A 19,068-nucleotide genomic window follows, 5' to 3' on the forward strand; every position below is an offset into this window, starting at 1 on the left:
GGCGTTATCTGTATGCAGATACAAGAAATCGAGGACAAAGGAAAAGAGACAAAACAACCGAAACAAACACCGAAAAAGGGTTCAAGAGCTAAAAAACAAGAGGGAAGTCAACCTCAAGAAGAAAATAAACAAGAGAAAAAGCAGATTCTTGTTCCGGAGGGGACGAAGGAATGGATGTCCTTAGAGGAAATTAAGGTTCCAGAAACCTTTCTTCAATTTACCCCAGGAATAGCGAAACAAAAGGCAGTAGAAGAAAGTATTGAGCAGAATGGAACGGTAGATAAACCCATTATTATTAATCCAGATACACACGAACTTGTAGATAGTTATAGTCGTTATTTTGTAGCCAAGAAAAAGAATTTAGATCGTGTTCCTGTACATTATTAAAGGGAATTCCTATATTTATTGAGTGCATAAACTCTCCAGTTTTTCTGCTTTTTTTCTAGGTTTTAAGGGTGATACTTCATGTATCGTGAGTAGTTTGCTCATAGTATGGAATGTTATTCATTTGATCTTTGGGGAATTTGTTCAACTAACGATGCAGTTTTGTTGAAGAATACCTGTACATATATTTGTTATTTATTGGATAATTCAAAAAGAAAGGGGGAAGCTAGGCTTTGAGAAAGGGATGATGAAGCTATGACAATAAAAATTCAAAGGTTAGTTAATGTTGCTATGGTTTTACTACCATGTTTAACCCTACCCCTATTAGGGTTACGCAACATAAAAAGATTTCTTCCCGCATCGATCCTTGTTTTACTCGTAGAAACGCTTCATGCAATATATGGGAAAAAACAAAGGTGGTGGGTTTTCTATAATAAACCTAAATCCTTTCTTTTTGGGGAATTACCCTATGAAATTGGTCCGTTTTTGCCAATCTCCATGTGGTTTCTGAAGTGGACATACGGAAATTTTAAATGGTTTATTTTACTCAACGGAATTACAAATGCTATCTTTGCATACCCAATCACATATTTTGCAAGAAAATTTAGGTATTATACATTGGTTCGTTTTAATAACTTTCAATTTTTCCTTTACTTCTTTTATAAGGCATTTTTATTGTATGGGTTCCAATATCTTTTTGAAAAAAATATTCACAAAAAGGTAAAAACAAATTTTAAATCCTTTCCCTATTGTAAATAAGGTTTCGCCTTTTCCTAGTCAGACTTACGAAGTAGATTGTGAAGAATTGTACTTAAAGTAATGGGGGCCAATGTTTAACAAGCATCATCAAAAAAAGATCTTCAATTGAAGATCTTTTTTTATTACCGATAAATTAGATTATGTTAACTAGGAATGCATGTTGTATACAACTAAATTTATTAATGTTAATCTTGTTTTCTTCCAAAATCAATATCGTCTGAAGGAGTGTAATTATTACTAGGTAAATTCCCTGTTTTGATACTTTTAAATACAGCATAGAAAATACTTAATACAAAGCAACTTGTAATCAGAATTGTAAGCATGGCAATGTCCTCCGGTTTCATTATATATTTTTCAAAACCAATCAATGTATACGTCTAATACAATAAAAAGAATAAGTATAGATATAGCTAATATTGTGCTTATTTGAAAGGGATTATTATCTTTTTCCGTCTCTTTTGACTTCATAATTTTTCTATATTTACCTTGGATCTTGTTTTTATTTGACTTCATAATTAGATTCACTCCTTTATTTAGGAAACACCATTGATTTTTATCTAAGCCAAACAAGAGATCACAAGGCTGCAAAGCGTTTCTTTAGGAAAGCTTTGTGGTCTCTTCATGTTTCAAAGCCTCATGTCATAACCGTCGATAAAAACTCAGCTTACCCAATAGCCATTGAAGAATTGAAGAATGAAAAAGAGATGACCCTAGGCATCCAAATAAGGCAAGTGAAATATCTTAATAACATAGTGGAACAAAATCATTGTTTTATTAAAAAGCGAGTTCGTTCAATGTTAGGATTGAAGTCCTTTCGTACAGCTACTTGCATACTGGGTAGCATAGCAGCCATGCACATGATTAAAAAGAGGGGGCCCCATCAAGAGGTGAAGTCTGCCCAAGACAAAAAGGAATTCATCCATAAATTTTTTGATTAGTCTCATAAGTTAGCAATTTAAAGGGAATGGATGTTCTATGTTTATAGCGAGTAGTTTTTGCACCAGAACCACATATCTTTTTACCCGATTATTACCCTTTTTAGGCGAAAATACTCATGAATATAGACCTCTACTTTGTTAAAATTCAGAGGGTATAAATTTCATAATTTTATAATTTTTAACAGGGGATAATTTTTATGAGCCGAACATTAGATGCATTACACGAAAAACTAGATAAACTAAATAAACAAATTGAAGAATTACATAGATGTGTAAGAGAATATCACGTGCTGAGAGAAGATTCTGGGCTTATTTTCAATGTAACTAAGAATCTTGTTTTAACAGGTACAGCTGAAACATATTGGCAAGGAAACAAACGAGGACAGTTTCTTCAAGAGTTTTCTAAAAGTCAGAGCCTAATGAGCTCTTTTGTAGAAACAGTGGGAACTCAAATCTTTCAAATTAATATGAGTATACGCTATTTAGAAGATAAGAAATCAGACCTTATAAATCAGATTGAGGCTGAAATTCAAAGGGAACGAGAAGAGGCTATAGAAAAGGCGAGTAAATAGGAGGGAAGTAATATGGCAGTTTTTAAGGTAGATACAGATGCGCTTTCAAACTTAAGTAAGAGTGTAAGCGATCAAAAACAGACAATTGAAGGATTATCTAAAAAGTATACAACGCTAATAAGTCATACAAATAAAATTATTGATAACGGTCCATATGCTATCCCGAATGCTGGAACTGTGCAAAATACGAATGAGGCAATTAATGCGGGGCACACCAACGTGGTAAAACACTACAGTCAAACTATCGAAAATATTTCTTCTATTGTTATTCAAGCTAAAATCGCTGATTTTCTTGCGACCTCATTTCCACCCTCGCTTGATAGTTTGAATCCACTTAAGGTTATGAAGGATTTTATTAGTGATAAGCTTGGATTTTTGTTTGATGGGGAGGGGAAAACGAAGGAAGAGAAGTTGATGGAGGGGACCTTTGGGGATATAACTCCTAAAGAGTATGGTTTATTGTCAAACTTAGCTTATAGAAACACAGCCGGAATACAAAGAGGATTAGAATCTTATAATTTAGATGGAAAGTTTGAGGTAGTAAAAGTAGATAACAAAAGCATGTATCACTACGAGAGTGGATTAGATGTGGTAGTATTTAGACAAATAGATACTAACAACGAAATTGTAGTTTTTAGGGGAACAGAACCACCTAAAATTACTGTAATGGATCTTCTGATAGGAAGTCCTTTATCCATCATGAGGAAGAATAGAGGAACTATTAAAGACATAAGGGAAGATGTAACAGGGGTGCTAGGGGTAGGGACAAATATTATACAAACTCATAACGGTCCTGTTATCGTTCCTGTAAGGTACTTTCATCCTTCTAAACAGATTGAAGATGCGAGAAAATTCATGGAGAAATATAATGAATTTTCTAAATCAAATACCCATGTTTCATTCAGTGGGCATTCCCTAGGTGGTAACATTGCGACAACAATGGCAGATGAATATAGGAAAACGGCTGTTACATTCAATGCACCACGGTTTCATGAGGATGCTAAGCCTTTATACTTAAAAAATAATAATCAAAGTGTAATTAACTTTAAAACAGAAGGAGATGCAGTCTCGGAGGAAAAAAAAGGAGGGGTTTTGGACCTGGATTTGGATTATGCCCCAGGGGTTACATTAGAGGTTCCTAATGTTGGAGAAGGAGAAGGGTTAAGTGCTCATGGAATGATGAGTAATTTTCATTTTAATAATAAAGGGGATATTTTAATAAAAGAGGGACAAGGAAATTTATATGGAACCAAATCACTTACTTCCTCAGTAGTTACCCCCAATACAGTTGGAAATCTTAGAGCTCTTGATAAAGAAGGAAAAAGACCTATAGAAGCTGAACTTTTAGCAATGAACAATGGAAAAGAGAAAGCTATTTCTTTAGTAGAAGAAGCTATTAATGGGTATAAAGAACTGGGAGATTATAAATCTATTAGTGGAGAATATGGAAAGAGCCATAAGGAATTCGATGGGAAAGAAATAGATAAACAACAAAAAGAGATTAGAGATAAAATGAAGAAAATAGAAGAAGAAATAAGTGAAATCAAGGAAGAAACAAAGAAACAGATACGGGAAAAGAAAGAGCAGTGGGAAAATTCTTCTTATTCTACAAATGTGGTTGATAACCTAATGTATGAAGAAGGGGGATATTACCAACAGATACAAGAGCGTAAGCAAAAAGATTTAAGGGAAGAGTTAGCCCATTTTAAAGGTGAACTGGAGATTCTAGACTTTAAAGAAAAGAAAGGATATGATTCTCCTGAAGGTGAGATTTTAGAAAAATTAATTCGAAAAGAACATCTACTTAAATATAATATAAAATTAGGAGATTCTTAAAAGCTAGGTGATGATATGAGACGTTTTCGTACAATATTTATAATTTTAATAGTTCTAGGATTAGGAACTTGGGGATACTTCCAGTACAATAAATATAAAGTTGCTACTGCGATAGAAAAACAGCTTCAAAGTAGAATGGATCGGGACTTTAATGTTACGAAAGTTAATAAGGTTGTAGATGAATCTGGAGAAATTTATGAAGCAACAATTAAAATGGAAGGTATTCAAAAACCTTTTGAAATATGGTTCCCAACTATTGCGGTTGGCTCACTATATGAATATGCTGTCATTAGTGAACTATGGGATCGACAATATGAAAAAGAGGTAAAGGAGATTATAAAACAACACCCTTTTAAAATTCAAAAAGTAGAAGGTAATGTAGGCATTAAAACAGATGAGGAAATTAACATTCGCCATGTCCCTAATATTCAAAAGGTAAGAAAGAAATACGGAGAAGATGCAATGATCGATAATATATATATAGGGGTAAATACACTTTATCCAACCGATACGGTTTTGCAGAAAAAAGAGGACGAGAAAGTATTTAACCTTCTTCAAGACTTTGAGAGTCATGGTATTCATAATTATTTATCTTTAACGGTCAGATACAAAAACAATACCCAGGTCTATGACATTGGTATACATAGTGCTAAAAGTGATATTTATCACAAACCAGAAGATTTGAAAAAAGCAAGAGTGTTAACACAAGACAAGGTAATTAAATACAACAAAGAGTTAGAAAAATAAGTAATCTATAACATCTTTATGATATAAACATATTAAACAAACGTATAACGTAAGCCAAAAGCAAAGAAATCTCTATTTCTTTGCTTAGATTGTCGACAAAAGGGGTTCGGAATGGTTTCATTCCGAACCCCTTTTGAGATTTTCTATGAATTTCGCTCAAAATTATCGAGAGTGGACCTCTTCGAGTCCACTATGTTAAGCCATTTCTGGACCTCGCCATGTCCAGTTGGCCATTTTCTTCAAATTCATGGCAGCGAAAGTAAGCATCGCCTGCATCGACAATTTCTTAAGTCCCCTTAAAGTTGTCCAACGCATGCGATGCTTTTCTTTTGCATCTGCGAATACACGTTCAATTGTTTCTTTACGTTTCGCATATATTGACTTTACATCTTTGTGATGACGAAGATGTAAAGCTTCCTTCAGGTACTCTTGCCAAATATGACGAGTTACCACTTTTTGATGATCTTTACTTTCTGTACATTGCGCTAAAAATGGACAAGTTGCGCAAATGTGCTTTGGTGATTTGTACTCACGATAGCCCTCTTTATTCGTTGTCGAATATTTCAAGACTTCACCCGCTGGGCATAGGTAACAGTCGAAGTGTTCATCGAAAACATATTCATGTTTTCGGAAGAATCCTTCTTTTATACTCGGTCTTGTGTATGGTGAGGCAGGTGTGATTTCGTTATCAAATAAGTACTGCGTAATCGCAGGTGTTTTATAAGCTGCATCTGCGCTCGTATGTATCCAAATCCCCCCTTTTCCATTTTTATACTAATTTTGTGTTTCTCTCCCTATTATTCTATCAAAAACGTTCGCAAAAGTGTATGTATTTCTAAGGACGTTCGTAATTTAATTTTAAACTTAAATGAACATAAAAAAGGCTAGATTTCTAATCAAAAAGAAATGACCGTAAAAGTATACTTTTACGGACCCTACTATTTTCCATCAGTTCATGAATCAAAATATGTATTAAGTATAAAAACTTAACTATTCAAACCCTAAAACCCTCATTCTATGCTCTTAATTGGCTTTTACAGGAACAATTATTGTTATTCGGTGGAAGTCCGTTAAAATTTACGGTTCTGTTTTAGTTTTTATTTGGGGTAGAGTCAGGATAATGTGGATTTACAACGGTTATTTTTCATATGCAAAAAAAAAGGACAATCAATAATCATCCTTTAAAATTATTTATTTCCGATATTATAAAAGGTAAGGCTTTTTTTATATATTTTTCTGCTGAAAGAGAACTATTATTTTCCCAATCCACAGATGCTCCATAAATTCCCCAACTAAACATAGTAGCACCAATTTTTAAATCTTCCGAATTCATGTTAGGTCGTTGTTTTAATAATAGAGAATAAAATAATTCTCCCAGTTCTTTTTTTATTTTCTGTTCAATTATTGAATTAAAGGGTTCCATACCCGTTTTACATTGGGGGAGGTATTCTGTACGTTTTTTTGTATGAAACTCAGTTAATGTAAAAAAGATATTTACAATAGTCTCCTCATTTAACTTATCATAATGATTCAAGTGTTTCACAATGCTTTCTAATATATCTTCTGTAATGGCAACATCCATTAAGTCGTATTTATCTTGAAAATGAGAATAAAAGGTAGCACGATTAACGGTTGCTTCCTCCGTAATGTCCTTTATGGTAATATCCTTGAAGTCTTTTTTACGAGTTAATTTTATAAAGGCATCCATTAATAATTTTCTAGTTCGTATAATACGCGGATCTACTTTTACTTCCTTCAAATTTATCCTTCCCTTTCTATAAATAGACAACAATTTACTTAGTTTGTTGTTTAAGCGATAAAACACCAAAACTGATGATTGAGAATAAATGAACCCTATTTTAGAATAAAGTATACAACAACCGTTGCTTAAGCGAAAGTTGTAATTCAATTTAAAGGAGAGATTTTTTGTTGGTTAATTATTCTTTTCAAGAAGTTATACGCAGTCGACAGTCTATACGTCAATTCCTTTCTACACCAGTTGAAAAGGAAGTTCTTCGTGAAATCCTCCAGGATGCTCAGTATACCCCATCGAATTGTAATACACAGCCTTGGGATGTCCATATTGTTTCAGGCGAAAAGAAAGAGGAACTTAGCGAGGCTCTTATCAATGCATTTAAAAAAGAGCAATTCTCACCTGATTTTACATTCGATACTAATGATTTTTATGATCGTTATGCTGAACGGCAAAAAGAACAGGGAAAAACATATTATGAGGCATTGGGCATAGCTCGCGAAGATCAAGAAGGTCGCCATAAGGGAATATTACGAAACTTTGAATTTTTTAATGCACCGCATGTTGCTTTTCTATTCATGCCTTCCGTTGGAGATAATGTACGTGTGGCAGCTGATATTGGTATGTATGCTCAGTCGTTCCTTCTGTCATTGACTGCACGTGGGATAGGCAGTATCCCTCAGACAATATTGGGCATGTCCGCTGATACGGTACGCCAATTACTGGGTGTATCCCATGACATGAAGTTATTGTTTGGTATTTCCTTTGGTTATCCTGATAAAGAAGCGAAAGCAAATAGTTTTCGTATGGGTCGTGATCCAATTGAGAACAGCGTGACATTCCATCGTTAAGTAGGATATGTAGATTGAATATATAACCAACAGGTTTCTTGTTCATTCTATAATAAACAAGGTTCAAAAAGTATGGATAGCCAAGTGTTTCTTCAATATGCCCTGGCTATCCATGTGTCCCAATGTTGAGAAGGAATCATTATACTTTTAAAGGGGGCTTGTATTAGATCCCTTATTATATAAATTGGATATGGAAAAAACTAAAAAAATATTCTTTATATTTTTTTATCCAAATAATTAGCCTGCTAAATACATTTTGACTAGTTGAGGGGAAGCTATGAACGATAAGGTTGGATGCGATATTCGTGAGTCGTTAGATAAAATTTCATTCCAAATGCGTCGAGATTATAGCGAAAGTCTAAGAGAACTTAATCTTCATGTAGGCCAGGATAAACTACTCGCTCGTTTGTGGTTAGGTGATGGAATAACACAAATGCAACTATGTGAACATTTAAAATGCGAGCCGCCTACGGTAACAAATATGGTTAAATCATTGGGGCAAAACGGATTTATATACCGTAAACGTGATGAACACGATGCAAGGGTTATGCAGATTTTTCTAACAGACAAAGGTAAAGAATTAGAGAAACCCGTTGAGTTGATATGGAAACAACAGCAAGAAAAACTACTCCAATCAATATTACCGGAAGAACGCTTAATTTTAAGGGAACTTATGAAGCGAATGGAGAAAAATCTATTCTAAGTTTTCTCTGTGTTAATATTTAGCAACCTAAATATTAAAAGTTCCATATTGTCCTGGCATTTTTTATTCGCCGCGTCGTAATCAACTAAAAGGTGAAGAATGCGCCACATTAATGTTTTGTCAGCCGGGTCCCTTAGCAGATACGAATTTATAACGTTATAGAAATTGAATATCAAAGAACTAATTTCTCAGTATGAAAATAAAAAAATTAGTTCCCTTCAAGGAGAGTTAAGTATGAGTAGTAATTTGAAATTATCAATATTGGACTACGTTCACATCTTTCAGGATGAAAAACCTGCCGATAGCGTTCGTAACACTACAGAACTTATCCAACTAGCCGAACAGTTAGGCTTTACACGTTATTGGTTTACCGAACATCATAATTCACCTAATATTTTGAGTATGGCACCTGACCTATTGAGTATGTATGCAGCAACACATACCAAGCATATGCGTATCGGATCAGGGGGCATTATGCTGCCCAATTACAGCCCATTGAAAGTTGCGGAAAATTACCTTCTTCTTGAATCACTTTACCCACAGAGAATAGATCTTGGATTAGGAAGGGCTTCTGGAACAGATGGAATTACCGCCCTGGCATTACAACGATCACAACAAGGATTTTTAGCCGATGACTTTGGAGAACAATTAGACCAATTACTGTCCTATTTTTCCCGTGATTTCGAAGAGGAACACCCATTCCGTAATATCAAACTGCCAGGGGATGCCTCTTTAACTCCCGAACTGTTTATGTTGGGATCCAGTCAAGGAGGGGTACAATATGCCATTCAACAAGGGCTTGGCTTTGTATTTGCTTCACACCTGGCACCGAATCTCGCTGTCCCGGTACTCAGAGAATATCGGGAGAAATTTGTTCCATCAACGTATCGACAAGAGCCCCATAGTATCCTGACCGTTCTTGCCGTGACAGCCGAAACAGAGGAAGAGGCACAAGAACTGGCGAATTCAGTAGAGCTATTTTGGGCAAGAATGATGACTGGCATCACCCAACTTCCCATTCCAACGATAGAAGAAGCAAAGCAACATAACTATACGATTGCTGAAGAACAAGCGCGTCTGCACAACCGAAATCGGTTTATTATCGGAAGCATCGATAATGTAGCAGTCAAGTTAAAGGAAATGGCCCGAGAAAGCCAAGTTGATGAAATTATGCTTGCTGATTTTTACCCTACTCAGGAAGCACGTACAAGAGCATATTCATTATTAGCAGAAGCATTCGATCTTAAAACAGATTCTAGCAAAGGAGAGTAATTAACGCATGAGCAAACGACAGTTGAAAATCGGATATATTATGGATGGGGTTGGTTTGGGATATACGTCATGGAGACATCCTAATCTGCCTTCAGATGCGGGTGAAAATATTGACTTTCAAGTGATGGAAGCCAAAATGGCTGAATCAGGAAAATTTGATATGTTATTTATAACCGATCTTAGTCATATAGGACCTGAGAATATGCCGACGCATCTCAGCACTTTTGAGGGGGTCAGTCTTCTATCCGCTTTAAGTATGGTGACAAAAAATATTGGCTTAGGAGCAACAATTGCCACTTCCTTTGCTGATCCTTTTACCGCAGCTAGGCAATTGGCTTCATTAGACAAAATTAGTCATGGGCGCGCAGCATGGAATGCAGTTACATCTTTAGACGGTAGTATGGCAAATAATTTCAGTCGATCACATATTACGAAATCAGACTTGTATCCAATGCAAAAGGAATTTTTGGAAATCGTTGAGGGGCTTTGGGATTCTTATGAAGATGACGCGTTTATCCGAGATAAACGAAGTGGTATATTCCTTGATCCTACAAAAATGCATCCGATTAATTATAGCGGGGACTATTTTTCTGTGGCTGGTCCACTCCCTATTACTCGTTCCCCTCAAGGTAGGCCGGTTATTATTCAAGTCGGAACATCAGAAGCTTTCCTGAATGTTGCGGCCCATCACGCAGAGGCTGTAATGATGGGGGATGCTACAGAGTTGGAATATGCAAAACGGTTTATTCATGTACTTAAAGAAAAAGTAAAAGCGGCAGGGCGTTCGCCACATAATGTACTTGCCACGCGAATTGTACATGCAATTGTAGGGGAAACAGAAGCAGATGCCCGTAGAAAAGTTGATGAATTGGAACGGTTGCTACCTCCCTATTATAGAATGCCTGATAATCCATTCTTCGGCTCAGCTGAACAAGTAGCAGAGGAGATTGAAAAGTGGTATAACTCAGGGGCGATGGATCTAATGTTGCTTAGACAAACACATCCGGAAATCCTTCAAGACTTTATTAAATATGTGGTCCCGATTCTACAAGAAAAAGGAATTTTCCGTAAGGAATATGAATCCAACACGCTGCGTGGAAATTTAGGTTTACCTTACCCACAAAATAGATATTCTATCTGATTAAAAATTGAAGTGGCTAAATTACACCGTAATAAAACAGAGGAGAGCTGTGACCAATGGAAATGGAGAACATTATTCTCACTTGTATAAAAGAACACCCGGGAATAAGTGCAAAGAAAGTAGTTTCTTGTTTGGATTCAAAAACAAACGATTTCAAAGGAAGAGAAGTAACGAATTCGCAAGCTTCTATTTTTAAACAATTAAGAACGCTGAAAAAAAGGGGAAACCTTCATAATAGAGGTGATCGCTGGTATTTAATGAATGGCAATATAGGATAATTGCCATTTGGAAGGTAGGTAACAAATTGGTTAAAGTGGAAATTACCAGAAGAATTTCTGGTGGTAAAATCATGTCTTATCGTTCTGAAGGTCATGCGAATTATGACGTACATGGCAAGGACATTGTTTGTGCTGGTGTATCGGCTGTAACATTTGGAACGGTTAACTCAATAGAAGCATTGTTGGGAATTGTGCCAGAACACACAATATATGAAGGTTTTTTGAAAGTAGACATACCTGAACGAATTGAGCCAAAAACTTTTGAGCAGGTACAGCTTTTGTTGGAATCAATGGTCATAATGTTAAAATCTATCCAAGAATCTTATGGTGAATTTTTAACTATTAAAGAAACTATACAATCATTTTATTGATTTTACAGGAGGAAGACATGTTGTTTTCACTTCAGTGACAGGGCGATGTATAGAATGGCTACTTAGCAATACTACAGCTATGTCTGTTTTACTAATATGGCAACATTCTCTTAATAATTCTAGTAGAAAGAAGGCTTATCAATGAATAATAGAAAAATGAAAAACAAGCACATGCTCCTGGGCGTGGCTTTGGGGAACAACTTTGGGTTGCACCCCGCTGCATGGCGGATGCCGCACGTGGACCCCGGTTCCTACACGAACATCGATGCCACAGTAGAGCAGGCGCGGACAGCGGAACGAGGGGGGCTGCAGTTCGTTTTCCTGCCCGACCGTCTCTTCATGCATGGAGACCTGCCCACGTCACCGTCCGTGTTCAACATAGATCCGATCATCACCCTCTCGGCGGTGGCCCAGGCGACCGAACGGATCGGATTGATGGGTACGGCGTCCACCTCCTTCACGGAGCCTTACCTGCTGGCCCGTCAGCTCAAGGCCCTCGACGTCATCAGCCGTGGCCGGGCCGGATGGAATGCCGTCCCAAGCTTCGAACCTGACGCCTTTGCGAACTTCGGCAAGGTACTTCCGCCTCGTGAGAAGAAGTACGACCGTCTCCACGAAACGATGCAGGTCGTCCAGGCGCTCTGGGGAAGCTGGGGGTACGAGGCGGGCCAGCCCGACCAAGCCGGCATGTACGCCGATCCGGCCCATATCCGACCGATCAACCTGCAAGGCAGGCACGTCGGAGCCCGCGGACCCCTTCCCGTCCCGCCGTCAGAGCAGGGGCAGCCGGTCATCATGATGCCCGCCAGCAGCGGCTATGGCCTGCAAGCGGCTGGCATGTATGCCAACGTCGTTATCGGCATGCCGTCCAGCATCGAGGAAAGCCGAGCCATACGCCACACCGTGCGACAGGCCGCAGCAAAAGCCGGCCGGGACCCCGAGGAAATCAAGTTCGTCGTATTCGCCGGCTTTACCGTCGGGAACACTGCACGCCAAGCCCTGAACGCGCGCCGCGCTCTCGATGACCGGATAGATCTCCACGTGCCGCTGTCACGCCTGAGTGCCTATCTGGGCCTGCACGAGGAACTCACCCGGCCCGATGAGCCCCTCACCGAGGCGCAGCTCGCTTCCATCCGGGCGCATCCCAATGACTTACGGTCCGTTCGTGCAGTCGAGCTGGCCAAAGCAGGATGGTCACCCCGTGACATTTTGGCCCACGCTGTGTTCGATTCCACCCCCCATGTGGTCGGCACTCCCGAGCAGGCCGCCGACCATCTTCAAGAATGGTTTGAAGCCAAGGCAGCGGACGGATTCGTGACGAACTTCGACGACTTCCACACCGGGATTGGCGAGTTCGTCGATCGCGTCGTTCCGATCCTGCGCGAACGCGGCCTCTTCCACGACGGATACGAGGGGAAAACCCTCCGCGATCACCTAGGGTTGCCACCGCAGTACGGACTCGACCCCCGCATCGCAGCCGGATCGACAGGAGGAACCCCTTGACAGACAAGAAGATCATCCTCGGTATGGCGCTCATCGACGGGTATGGGGTACTGAAAAACGCCTGGCGCGCTCCTCAGGTCGATTCGGGCAACTGCGCGCATATCGAGGCGAACATCCGCTACGCACGGGTTGCTTTAGAAGGACGATCCACAGCAGATTTTATTATTGCGACGTTATTTTTTTGTTCGGTCGAGAAAGTAGCCGATCGAGTTCAGGAATTTATGAAGCGGGTGCCATGGATATGTTGTTGGTACGACAAGAATATCCAGCAGGTCTAAAAGATTTCGTTGACTTGGTAGTTCCGATTTTACAAGAAAAAGGAATTTTCCATGAAGAATATGAATCCAACACGTTACGTGGGAATTTAGATTTACCTTATCCAAGAAATAGATATTCTATCTGATTAAGAAGAGCCTGTAACTGAAGTGAAAAGATTATACTTTGATTAAACAGAGGAGAGGTGTGACCAATGCAAATGGGGGACACCATCCTGACTTGTATAAAAGAACACCCAGGAATAAGTGCAAAGAAGATTGTTTCTTGTTTGGATTCAAAAACAAACAATTTATTAGTAACGGAAGAAACAAATTCGCAAGCTTCAATTTTTAAACAATTAAGGACCCTGAAGAAAAAAGGGAACCTTCATAATAGAGGTGATCGCTGGTACTTTATGAATCGCAATATAGGATAATCGACATTTGATAGTTTTTCATTCGTTTAATTGATTAACTATTTAGCATACTAAATCCATTTATTTACTTAGTAACCTAAGTATTAAACACTTTATTGTAATACAAATATCAAATCGTTACATTGAAAGGATGAAAAAACTATGAGTGATATTGTAATTATTTCTGGAAGTCCTTCTGATACATCAAAAACTAAGAAGGTTCTTGACTATTTGGGGACCATTCTGGAGCAGGAAGGATTATCAATAAAACATATTTCGGTAAGGGATGTTTCAAAAGATGTACTATTCGAAGGAAAGTATGATAGTCCTGAAATTCATGATCTCGCTACTTTAATCCAAGATGCGAAAGGTGTCATTATCGGATCGCCAGTATATAAAAGTGCATATTCAGGGGTACTGAAAACGTTAATTGACCTACTTCCACAAGATGTATTAAAACATAAACCAGTGCTTCCATTAATGACAGGTGGTAGTGAAGCACATCTTCTGGCTTTAGAATATACATTAAAACCACTCTTGGCCTCGTTAAAAGCTCACAATTTAAAAGGGTTATATTTTGTAGACGCACAAATTGATAAACAGGGAGAAATTCCAATAATTGATGAGGACACTTTAAAACGTACGAAAAAACAACTTTACTATTTTATCAAGTTAGCCAAATAATACCACTAAAGTAATGTTGAAGAAGATCAACTAATAAAAAACCACTTGTTGCGCAGTACAACAATACTATTCAATAGAAAATGATATTCTACAATCTGGTCCTAATGAAGTAACTAAAGCCTAATTTCTCACTTATAATACCGAGAAATTAGGCTTTTTTATATTTGGATTTCCTTAACGTTGTAAATCCGCATTTCCCTGACGCTACCCCAAAGAGGATGAATCAAAAGTAATTAGAATGAAGGTCATAAATAAATATATAAATTTAAAAGAGTAAAAAGAATCCTTTGCTGTTATAGCAAAGGATTTTCTCATTTGTCTAATGAAGTAATGATTACTCATCTTGTAAAAAATGATACTCTTATAAAAACCATATTTATTAGTTTTTTCGACCGTAAAAGTAAACTTTTATGAACGTTCATTTTGCGAACCATCTGCTTGTATTCACTTTTTATGAAGTGGAAAGGTAATTAATGGATATTAAAATTATGCTCGTTTATAATGTGAAAAGATGCCAATTCGTTGTTATTAAACAGGTTTACGCTTTTTACTACCTTTAACATTTTTTATGTTAACTAGCTTGGTATATGATATTTAAGTTCTATATATGGTGAAATATTCTATATAAGAGAGGTTATTTTAATAAGGAGTGTAATCCTTTATGTTAAAAGTTCTGTTTATTTGCATCCTAAGTTGTTTAATTGTCTGGATTGGTGGATTTGTATGGAGGAAAGGAAGAACTAAGTTCATTGCTGGTTATGGAAAGATGTTTACTCCCCATAATGAGAAACAATTGGCTAAAGGGTTTGGTTTTATTATTATGCTGTTTGGTTTTGAGTCCATTATGTTTTCCATATTATCTTTATTTTTTGAAGGACTTGACCTTTATTATGGACTATTAATTATTTTGAATTTCTTTGTTATATTTGCTCTCATGATAAAGGATCAAGTACAAAAAGAGGTTTAACTAGAAATAAATGAATTATACATTCAGTTTTTAAGTCTTTTGGTAATATATATTAAGTTATAACTTTAAAAGGAGCTGCTTTTGATGCCATCCTGTCAAAATTGTGGATATAAGTGGACCTGGAGAGAAACTTTTATAAAAATGTTTACGTTCAGAAATAAATTAAAATGTCCATCGTGTAGAGAACATCAATATATTTCAAAGCAAGCAAGAAACAAATTAAGTGTATTTACAATGATTCCATTTCTGATTTGGATACCTTTAGTATCTTTTAGTATGCCTTTTCCATATGTCTTGACTGTTGAATTGTTATCTTTTATTGCAGTTCTTATTTGTATGCCATTTTTTTATAAACTTAGCAACGAGGAAGAACCATTGTGGTAAACTCCTCTTCCTTGGATACCTTATTAAAAGTAGATATAAACGAAAGGGAGGTCAGAAATATTAATAAAAATATTAGGCTTGTGATTGGTTTAATCGGTAATATTATATTGTGTTTTTATGGTATAAGAGGTTTATTGATGAATGAACTAATACCATTTGCTTCTTACCTCTTTGCGATAGGTGGATTTATCGGAATTATTGCCCTAATCCTAGAATTAAAAAAGAAAGATGCTGCTTAACTTAGGATTTTAAATGAATATAGATTGCTACGTTTAGAGTTAATGCTCTAAGCGTTTTTTATTGTCAATTTCCGATAACATGTTCTATGTTAACTAGAAGTAGATATTATATACATAACACCAAAATATAATTCGATTATAAATTGATATTTTTAAATTAAAACTTGAATTATGTTTAACTATTGTTTAACATTATTAATATAGGAGGTGGTCCTTTATGGAGAGAGAGGAAATTCCTTCATGGGTTCTTGCGTTAGATAAAGAGTCTTTAGAGTTTATTAGGAAGTTTATATTAAATTCAGGCTCTTTAAAAAACATGTCTAACCTATATGATGTTTCTTATCCAACTGTGCGAGCCAAACTAGACCGGTTAATAAAAAAAATTGAAGTACATAGTCAGGAAGATGATGTAGAGTTTGTCAATATGATTAAAGAATTTGTTATTGATGAACGAATGAGCTTAGACGTGGCTAAAGTTATCATTGAAAAATATAGAAAAGAAAAGGATGTGTAATGATGGATCGTGTAGTTGGAATACTGGTAGTCATTCTTATCTTACTTACTCAAGATTATTTATCAACGCGAAAGAATCCTTATTTAGGTGGGATTATTCCAATTGTATACGTAGGCGTTATCAGCCTCTTTTTTAATAGATTAATGGATAAAAACGATAATTCTTCTACATGGGTAATACTAATCGTTGCTTTATGTGGATTGTTAAGCTCATGGATTTCGGGTAGAGAACGTTTTAAAAAGAAAAGACAAAAAGAACTAGATCGAATTGAATTACAAAACCTTTAAAATATTCGTATATATAAACGAAAAGAAAAAAGCACAAACTCGTTGTTATTGAACGGGTTTGTGCTTTTTTACTTCCTCTAAGATCTATTATGTTAACTAGAGTGACATACATACTGCATAATATCACTAAACCACACCAAAATAAGATAAGAGTAATTACAGAATAATTGTAATTTGACTGACTGGTTGAGGTATTTAAAATTTCTTCTTTAATTTATTAACCTTATAGTTGTCTCAAGGTAGAATTCCCTTCATTACTTGTTCTACTAATTCGGAAATAAAATGATGATCTGGTTCTCGATTAAAAATTAGAGTACGAAAATAAATAGGACCAAACAACATATCTAACAAAATATCTATATTTATATCGGGTTTGATTTCTCCTTTCGCTATAGCTGTTTTCAGAAATGAAGTAGCATCTTTTCTTTTTAAGTTAAGATAAGAAGTGTAAAACAACTCACTTATTTCTTTATTTTCTACAATAATGGCTAACATAGAGCGACCTAACTGTGTATTAAAAACAACAGATGCATTAATAAGCTGCTGCTTAAAGTTATCATGAACTGATTTTTCTGTATCAAACTGAAAAGTAGCTGTAGTCATAAGAAAAGCATCTAAGACAAGATGAGCTTTACTATCCCACCATCTATATATAGTTGTCTTGCCTACTCCCGCATGTGCAGCAATAGTTTCAATAGTTAATGAAGAATAACCTGTTTCATTTAGAACTTGTATTGTAGAATCCAAAATTCTTTTTGTATTTCTTGACTGCTTTAAATTTGGCATAACCACTTTTCCCTCCGTTTAATTTTCAAGAAATTAATAACAAAAAACGATACGTACCGTTTTTTTTGTATTGTATAAAATAAAATATACCATTACAAGCTTTACTCACTAAAATAATTTGGATATAACTGGAAATTAAAAGTGTGGATTATCTTCATTTCAATTAGGTTTAACATACTGATTACATGCTATTCAGTTGAATACAATCTACATTTTATCTTTGTTGAATTTATTTTAACATTATAAACTCTAACTCTAAATAGTTGAAATAAAACAAAGGGAAGAATATAATACAAGTATAATAAAACGATACGTATCGTTTTGATTTATAATAATACGGAGGAGTACAATATGATACATTCACTAAGATTAGGATACCTTACATTAGCTACAGATCGGTTAGAAAATATGGTTGACTTCTATACAAAAGTAATTGGGCTTTCTATCACCTCAGTTGAAAAAGATGGAAGTACTTACTTAAGTACAGGTATTGATCATCACAACCTTATTTTACAACCATCTTCTGAAGAAAAAGGATTAGTAAATTACGGTTTACAAATTGAAAATAAACACTCTCTTACAGAGTTAACTGAACAACTAAAGGAAATGGGGATTTCTGCACAACTTGTTAAGAAACCTTCTGTAGGAATTGAAGAGTATATCGTAGTAAAAGATAATGAAGGAAAACCCGTTCATCTTTTTCAACATATGCATACCCATACCCATAATAAAGGAATGACAGGTATAGGAGTGAATCCTAATAAACTTGGTCATTTAGCTCAATGGGTAAAAGATCCTCAACAAACAGTTGATTTTTATGAGAATGCATTAGATTTTCGTGTTTCAGATTGGCTGAAAGATTTTTTTGTATTTATGCGTTGTAATCAAGATCATCACAGTTTAAATTTTATTAAGACGGATGGAGACAAATCATCCAATCGCCTTCATCACTTCGCATTCGAATTAAGAGACTGGGGGCATATGAAAGACGCATTGGATTTCTTAGGAAAGCATAAGACTCCGGTAATCTGGGGACCATTAAGACATGGAATTGGACATAACTTAGCTGCTTATATCCCAGACCCAGATGGAAACATGGTCGAATTATTTACAGAACTAGATATTATGAATGAAGAACTAGGCTATTTTGAACCAAAAGCATGGCATAAGGAGTATCCACAAAAACCAAAAGTGTGGACAGATGAAGCATTAGCTACGAGTCCATGGGGAATTAAGCCGCCCCATGGAATGCTAGAATAGGAAAGTTATCTAATAGACTAAAAAAAGATTGCTATATATCCTTTTAATTAGCTTTTCTTACTAACTAAAGGTGGAGAAGCTTTTAGGAAGAAGGTAAGCCTTAAATTATAAGAGCTTACCTTCTTTGTTTATTATGACTATCTATTATCGGTTCTGGTGCAAAAACCTT

Annotated in this window: 20 protein-coding genes and 3 pseudogenes; 19 read left to right on the top strand and 4 right to left on the bottom strand. The window is 36.2% G+C overall.

Translation table 11 applies throughout. From position 1 onward, the window contains the following. Positions 1 to 387, top strand: a pseudogene (locus tag MOC86_RS06635) (hypothetical protein); the annotation flags it as partial. A 941-nt stretch (positions 388 to 1,328) separates the two neighbouring features. Here the strand turns inward: MOC86_RS06635 and MOC86_RS06645 are convergent. Then, the gene (locus MOC86_RS06645) at positions 1,329 to 1,466 is read right to left on the bottom strand and encodes a hypothetical protein (protein ID WP_192800187.1); all 138 of its coding nucleotides are present in this window, start codon (positions 1,464 to 1,466) and stop codon (positions 1,329 to 1,331) included. Between the two features lie 213 nt (positions 1,467 to 1,679). Between MOC86_RS06645 and MOC86_RS06650 the strand changes: the two are divergent. From MOC86_RS06650 to MOC86_RS06665, 4 genes and pseudogenes are all read left to right on the top strand, one after another. Next, positions 1,680 to 2,081 (top strand): annotated as a pseudogene (locus tag MOC86_RS06650) (DDE-type integrase/transposase/recombinase); the annotation flags it as partial. A 197-nt stretch (positions 2,082 to 2,278) separates the two neighbouring features. Then, the gene (locus tag MOC86_RS06655; protein ID WP_268583386.1) at positions 2,279 to 2,653 is read left to right on the top strand and encodes a hypothetical protein; all 375 of its coding nucleotides are present in this window, start codon (positions 2,279 to 2,281) and stop codon (positions 2,651 to 2,653) included. Positions 2,654 to 2,665: 12 nt separating this feature from the next. After that, positions 2,666 to 4,489, top strand: coding sequence for a hypothetical protein (locus MOC86_RS06660; RefSeq protein WP_268583387.1), 1,824 nt, complete (start codon positions 2,666 to 2,668; stop codon positions 4,487 to 4,489). Between the two features lie 15 nt (positions 4,490 to 4,504). Beyond that, a complete protein-coding gene (locus tag MOC86_RS06665; RefSeq protein WP_268583388.1) occupies positions 4,505 to 5,236 on the top strand; it encodes a hypothetical protein in 732 nt (243 codons plus the stop codon). Positions 5,237 to 5,431: 195 nt separating this feature from the next. Here MOC86_RS06665 and MOC86_RS06670 read toward each other — a convergent pair. Both MOC86_RS06670 and MOC86_RS06675 read right to left on the bottom strand, forming a co-directional pair. After that, positions 5,432 to 5,974: pseudogene (locus MOC86_RS06670) on the bottom strand (transposase); the annotation flags it as partial. A gap of 436 nt (positions 5,975 to 6,410) precedes the next feature. Beyond that, positions 6,411 to 6,995, bottom strand: a complete 585-nt coding sequence (locus MOC86_RS06675; RefSeq protein WP_268583390.1) for a TetR/AcrR family transcriptional regulator — start codon at positions 6,993 to 6,995, stop codon at positions 6,411 to 6,413. Positions 6,996 to 7,165: 170 nt separating this feature from the next. Here MOC86_RS06675 and MOC86_RS06680 point away from each other — a divergent pair, with 170 nt between their 5' ends. The 13 genes from MOC86_RS06680 to MOC86_RS06735 all read left to right on the top strand — a co-directional run bounded on the left by MOC86_RS06680 (position 7,166) and on the right by MOC86_RS06735 (position 16,853). Next, positions 7,166 to 7,840, top strand: a complete 675-nt coding sequence (locus tag MOC86_RS06680) for a nitroreductase (RefSeq protein WP_268583391.1) — start codon at positions 7,166 to 7,168, stop codon at positions 7,838 to 7,840. 277 nt (positions 7,841 to 8,117) lie between these two features. Further along, positions 8,118 to 8,543, top strand: a complete 426-nt coding sequence (locus tag MOC86_RS06685; protein ID WP_268583392.1) for a MarR family winged helix-turn-helix transcriptional regulator — start codon at positions 8,118 to 8,120, stop codon at positions 8,541 to 8,543. Between the two features lie 234 nt (positions 8,544 to 8,777). Then, positions 8,778 to 9,815, top strand: a complete 1,038-nt coding sequence (locus MOC86_RS06690; protein WP_268583393.1) for an LLM class flavin-dependent oxidoreductase — start codon at positions 8,778 to 8,780, stop codon at positions 9,813 to 9,815. A gap of 7 nt (positions 9,816 to 9,822) precedes the next feature. Continuing rightward, positions 9,823 to 10,956, top strand: a complete 1,134-nt coding sequence (locus MOC86_RS06695; RefSeq protein WP_268583394.1) for an NtaA/DmoA family FMN-dependent monooxygenase — start codon at positions 9,823 to 9,825, stop codon at positions 10,954 to 10,956. 56 nt (positions 10,957 to 11,012) lie between these two features. After that, entirely contained in the window at positions 11,013 to 11,234 is a 222-nt protein-coding gene (locus MOC86_RS06700) for a hypothetical protein (RefSeq protein ID WP_268583395.1), read from the top strand. Positions 11,235 to 11,269: 35 nt separating this feature from the next. Beyond that, the gene (locus MOC86_RS06705; protein WP_326847710.1) at positions 11,270 to 11,605 is read left to right on the top strand and encodes a ribosomal-processing cysteine protease Prp; all 336 of its coding nucleotides are present in this window, start codon (positions 11,270 to 11,272) and stop codon (positions 11,603 to 11,605) included. A 141-nt stretch (positions 11,606 to 11,746) separates the two neighbouring features. Continuing rightward, positions 11,747 to 13,108: an NtaA/DmoA family FMN-dependent monooxygenase gene (locus MOC86_RS06710; protein ID WP_268583397.1), complete on the top strand. Its 1,362-nt coding sequence runs from the start codon at positions 11,747 to 11,749 to the stop codon at positions 13,106 to 13,108. Continuing rightward, on the top strand, positions 13,105 to 13,386 hold the full coding sequence (locus tag MOC86_RS06715) for a hypothetical protein (RefSeq protein WP_268583398.1): 282 nt from the start codon (positions 13,105 to 13,107) through the stop codon (positions 13,384 to 13,386). Before MOC86_RS06710 ends, MOC86_RS06715 begins: the two co-directional genes overlap by 4 nt. A 554-nt stretch (positions 13,387 to 13,940) precedes the next feature. Beyond that, entirely contained in the window at positions 13,941 to 14,462 is a 522-nt protein-coding gene (gene ssuE / locus MOC86_RS06720; protein WP_268583399.1) for an NADPH-dependent FMN reductase, read from the top strand. 661 nt (positions 14,463 to 15,123) lie between these two features. Beyond that, positions 15,124 to 15,429 (top strand): hypothetical protein, encoded by a 306-nt coding sequence (locus MOC86_RS06725; RefSeq protein WP_268583400.1) that lies wholly within the window; start codon positions 15,124 to 15,126, stop codon positions 15,427 to 15,429. An 84-nt stretch (positions 15,430 to 15,513) separates the two neighbouring features. Next, positions 15,514 to 15,813, top strand: a complete 300-nt coding sequence (locus MOC86_RS27455; protein ID WP_419146609.1) for a TIGR04104 family putative zinc finger protein — start codon at positions 15,514 to 15,516, stop codon at positions 15,811 to 15,813. Between the two features lie 456 nt (positions 15,814 to 16,269). Continuing rightward, on the top strand, positions 16,270 to 16,566 hold the full coding sequence (locus MOC86_RS06730; protein ID WP_111922493.1) for a DUF2089 family protein: 297 nt from the start codon (positions 16,270 to 16,272) through the stop codon (positions 16,564 to 16,566). A 2-nt stretch (positions 16,567 to 16,568) separates the two neighbouring features. Continuing rightward, complete coding sequence (locus MOC86_RS06735; RefSeq protein WP_268583401.1) at positions 16,569 to 16,853, top strand: hypothetical protein; 285 nt, start codon at positions 16,569 to 16,571, stop codon at positions 16,851 to 16,853. A gap of 234 nt (positions 16,854 to 17,087) precedes the next feature. On the opposite strand, the gene MOC86_RS06740 is transcribed toward MOC86_RS06735, so the two are convergent. Then, the gene (locus MOC86_RS06740) at positions 17,088 to 17,639 is read right to left on the bottom strand and encodes a TetR/AcrR family transcriptional regulator (protein WP_268583402.1); all 552 of its coding nucleotides are present in this window, start codon (positions 17,637 to 17,639) and stop codon (positions 17,088 to 17,090) included. A gap of 351 nt (positions 17,640 to 17,990) precedes the next feature. Here MOC86_RS06740 and MOC86_RS06745 point away from each other — a divergent pair, with 351 nt between their 5' ends. Continuing rightward, positions 17,991 to 18,899: a VOC family protein gene (locus MOC86_RS06745; RefSeq protein WP_268583403.1), complete on the top strand. Its 909-nt coding sequence runs from the start codon at positions 17,991 to 17,993 to the stop codon at positions 18,897 to 18,899. The last annotated feature ends 169 nt before the right edge of the window (positions 18,900 to 19,068 follow it).

Source organism: Priestia endophytica, assembly GCF_026790145.1.
Classification (GTDB): Bacteria; Bacillota; Bacilli; order Bacillales; family Bacillaceae_H; genus Bacillus_I; species Bacillus_I endophytica_A.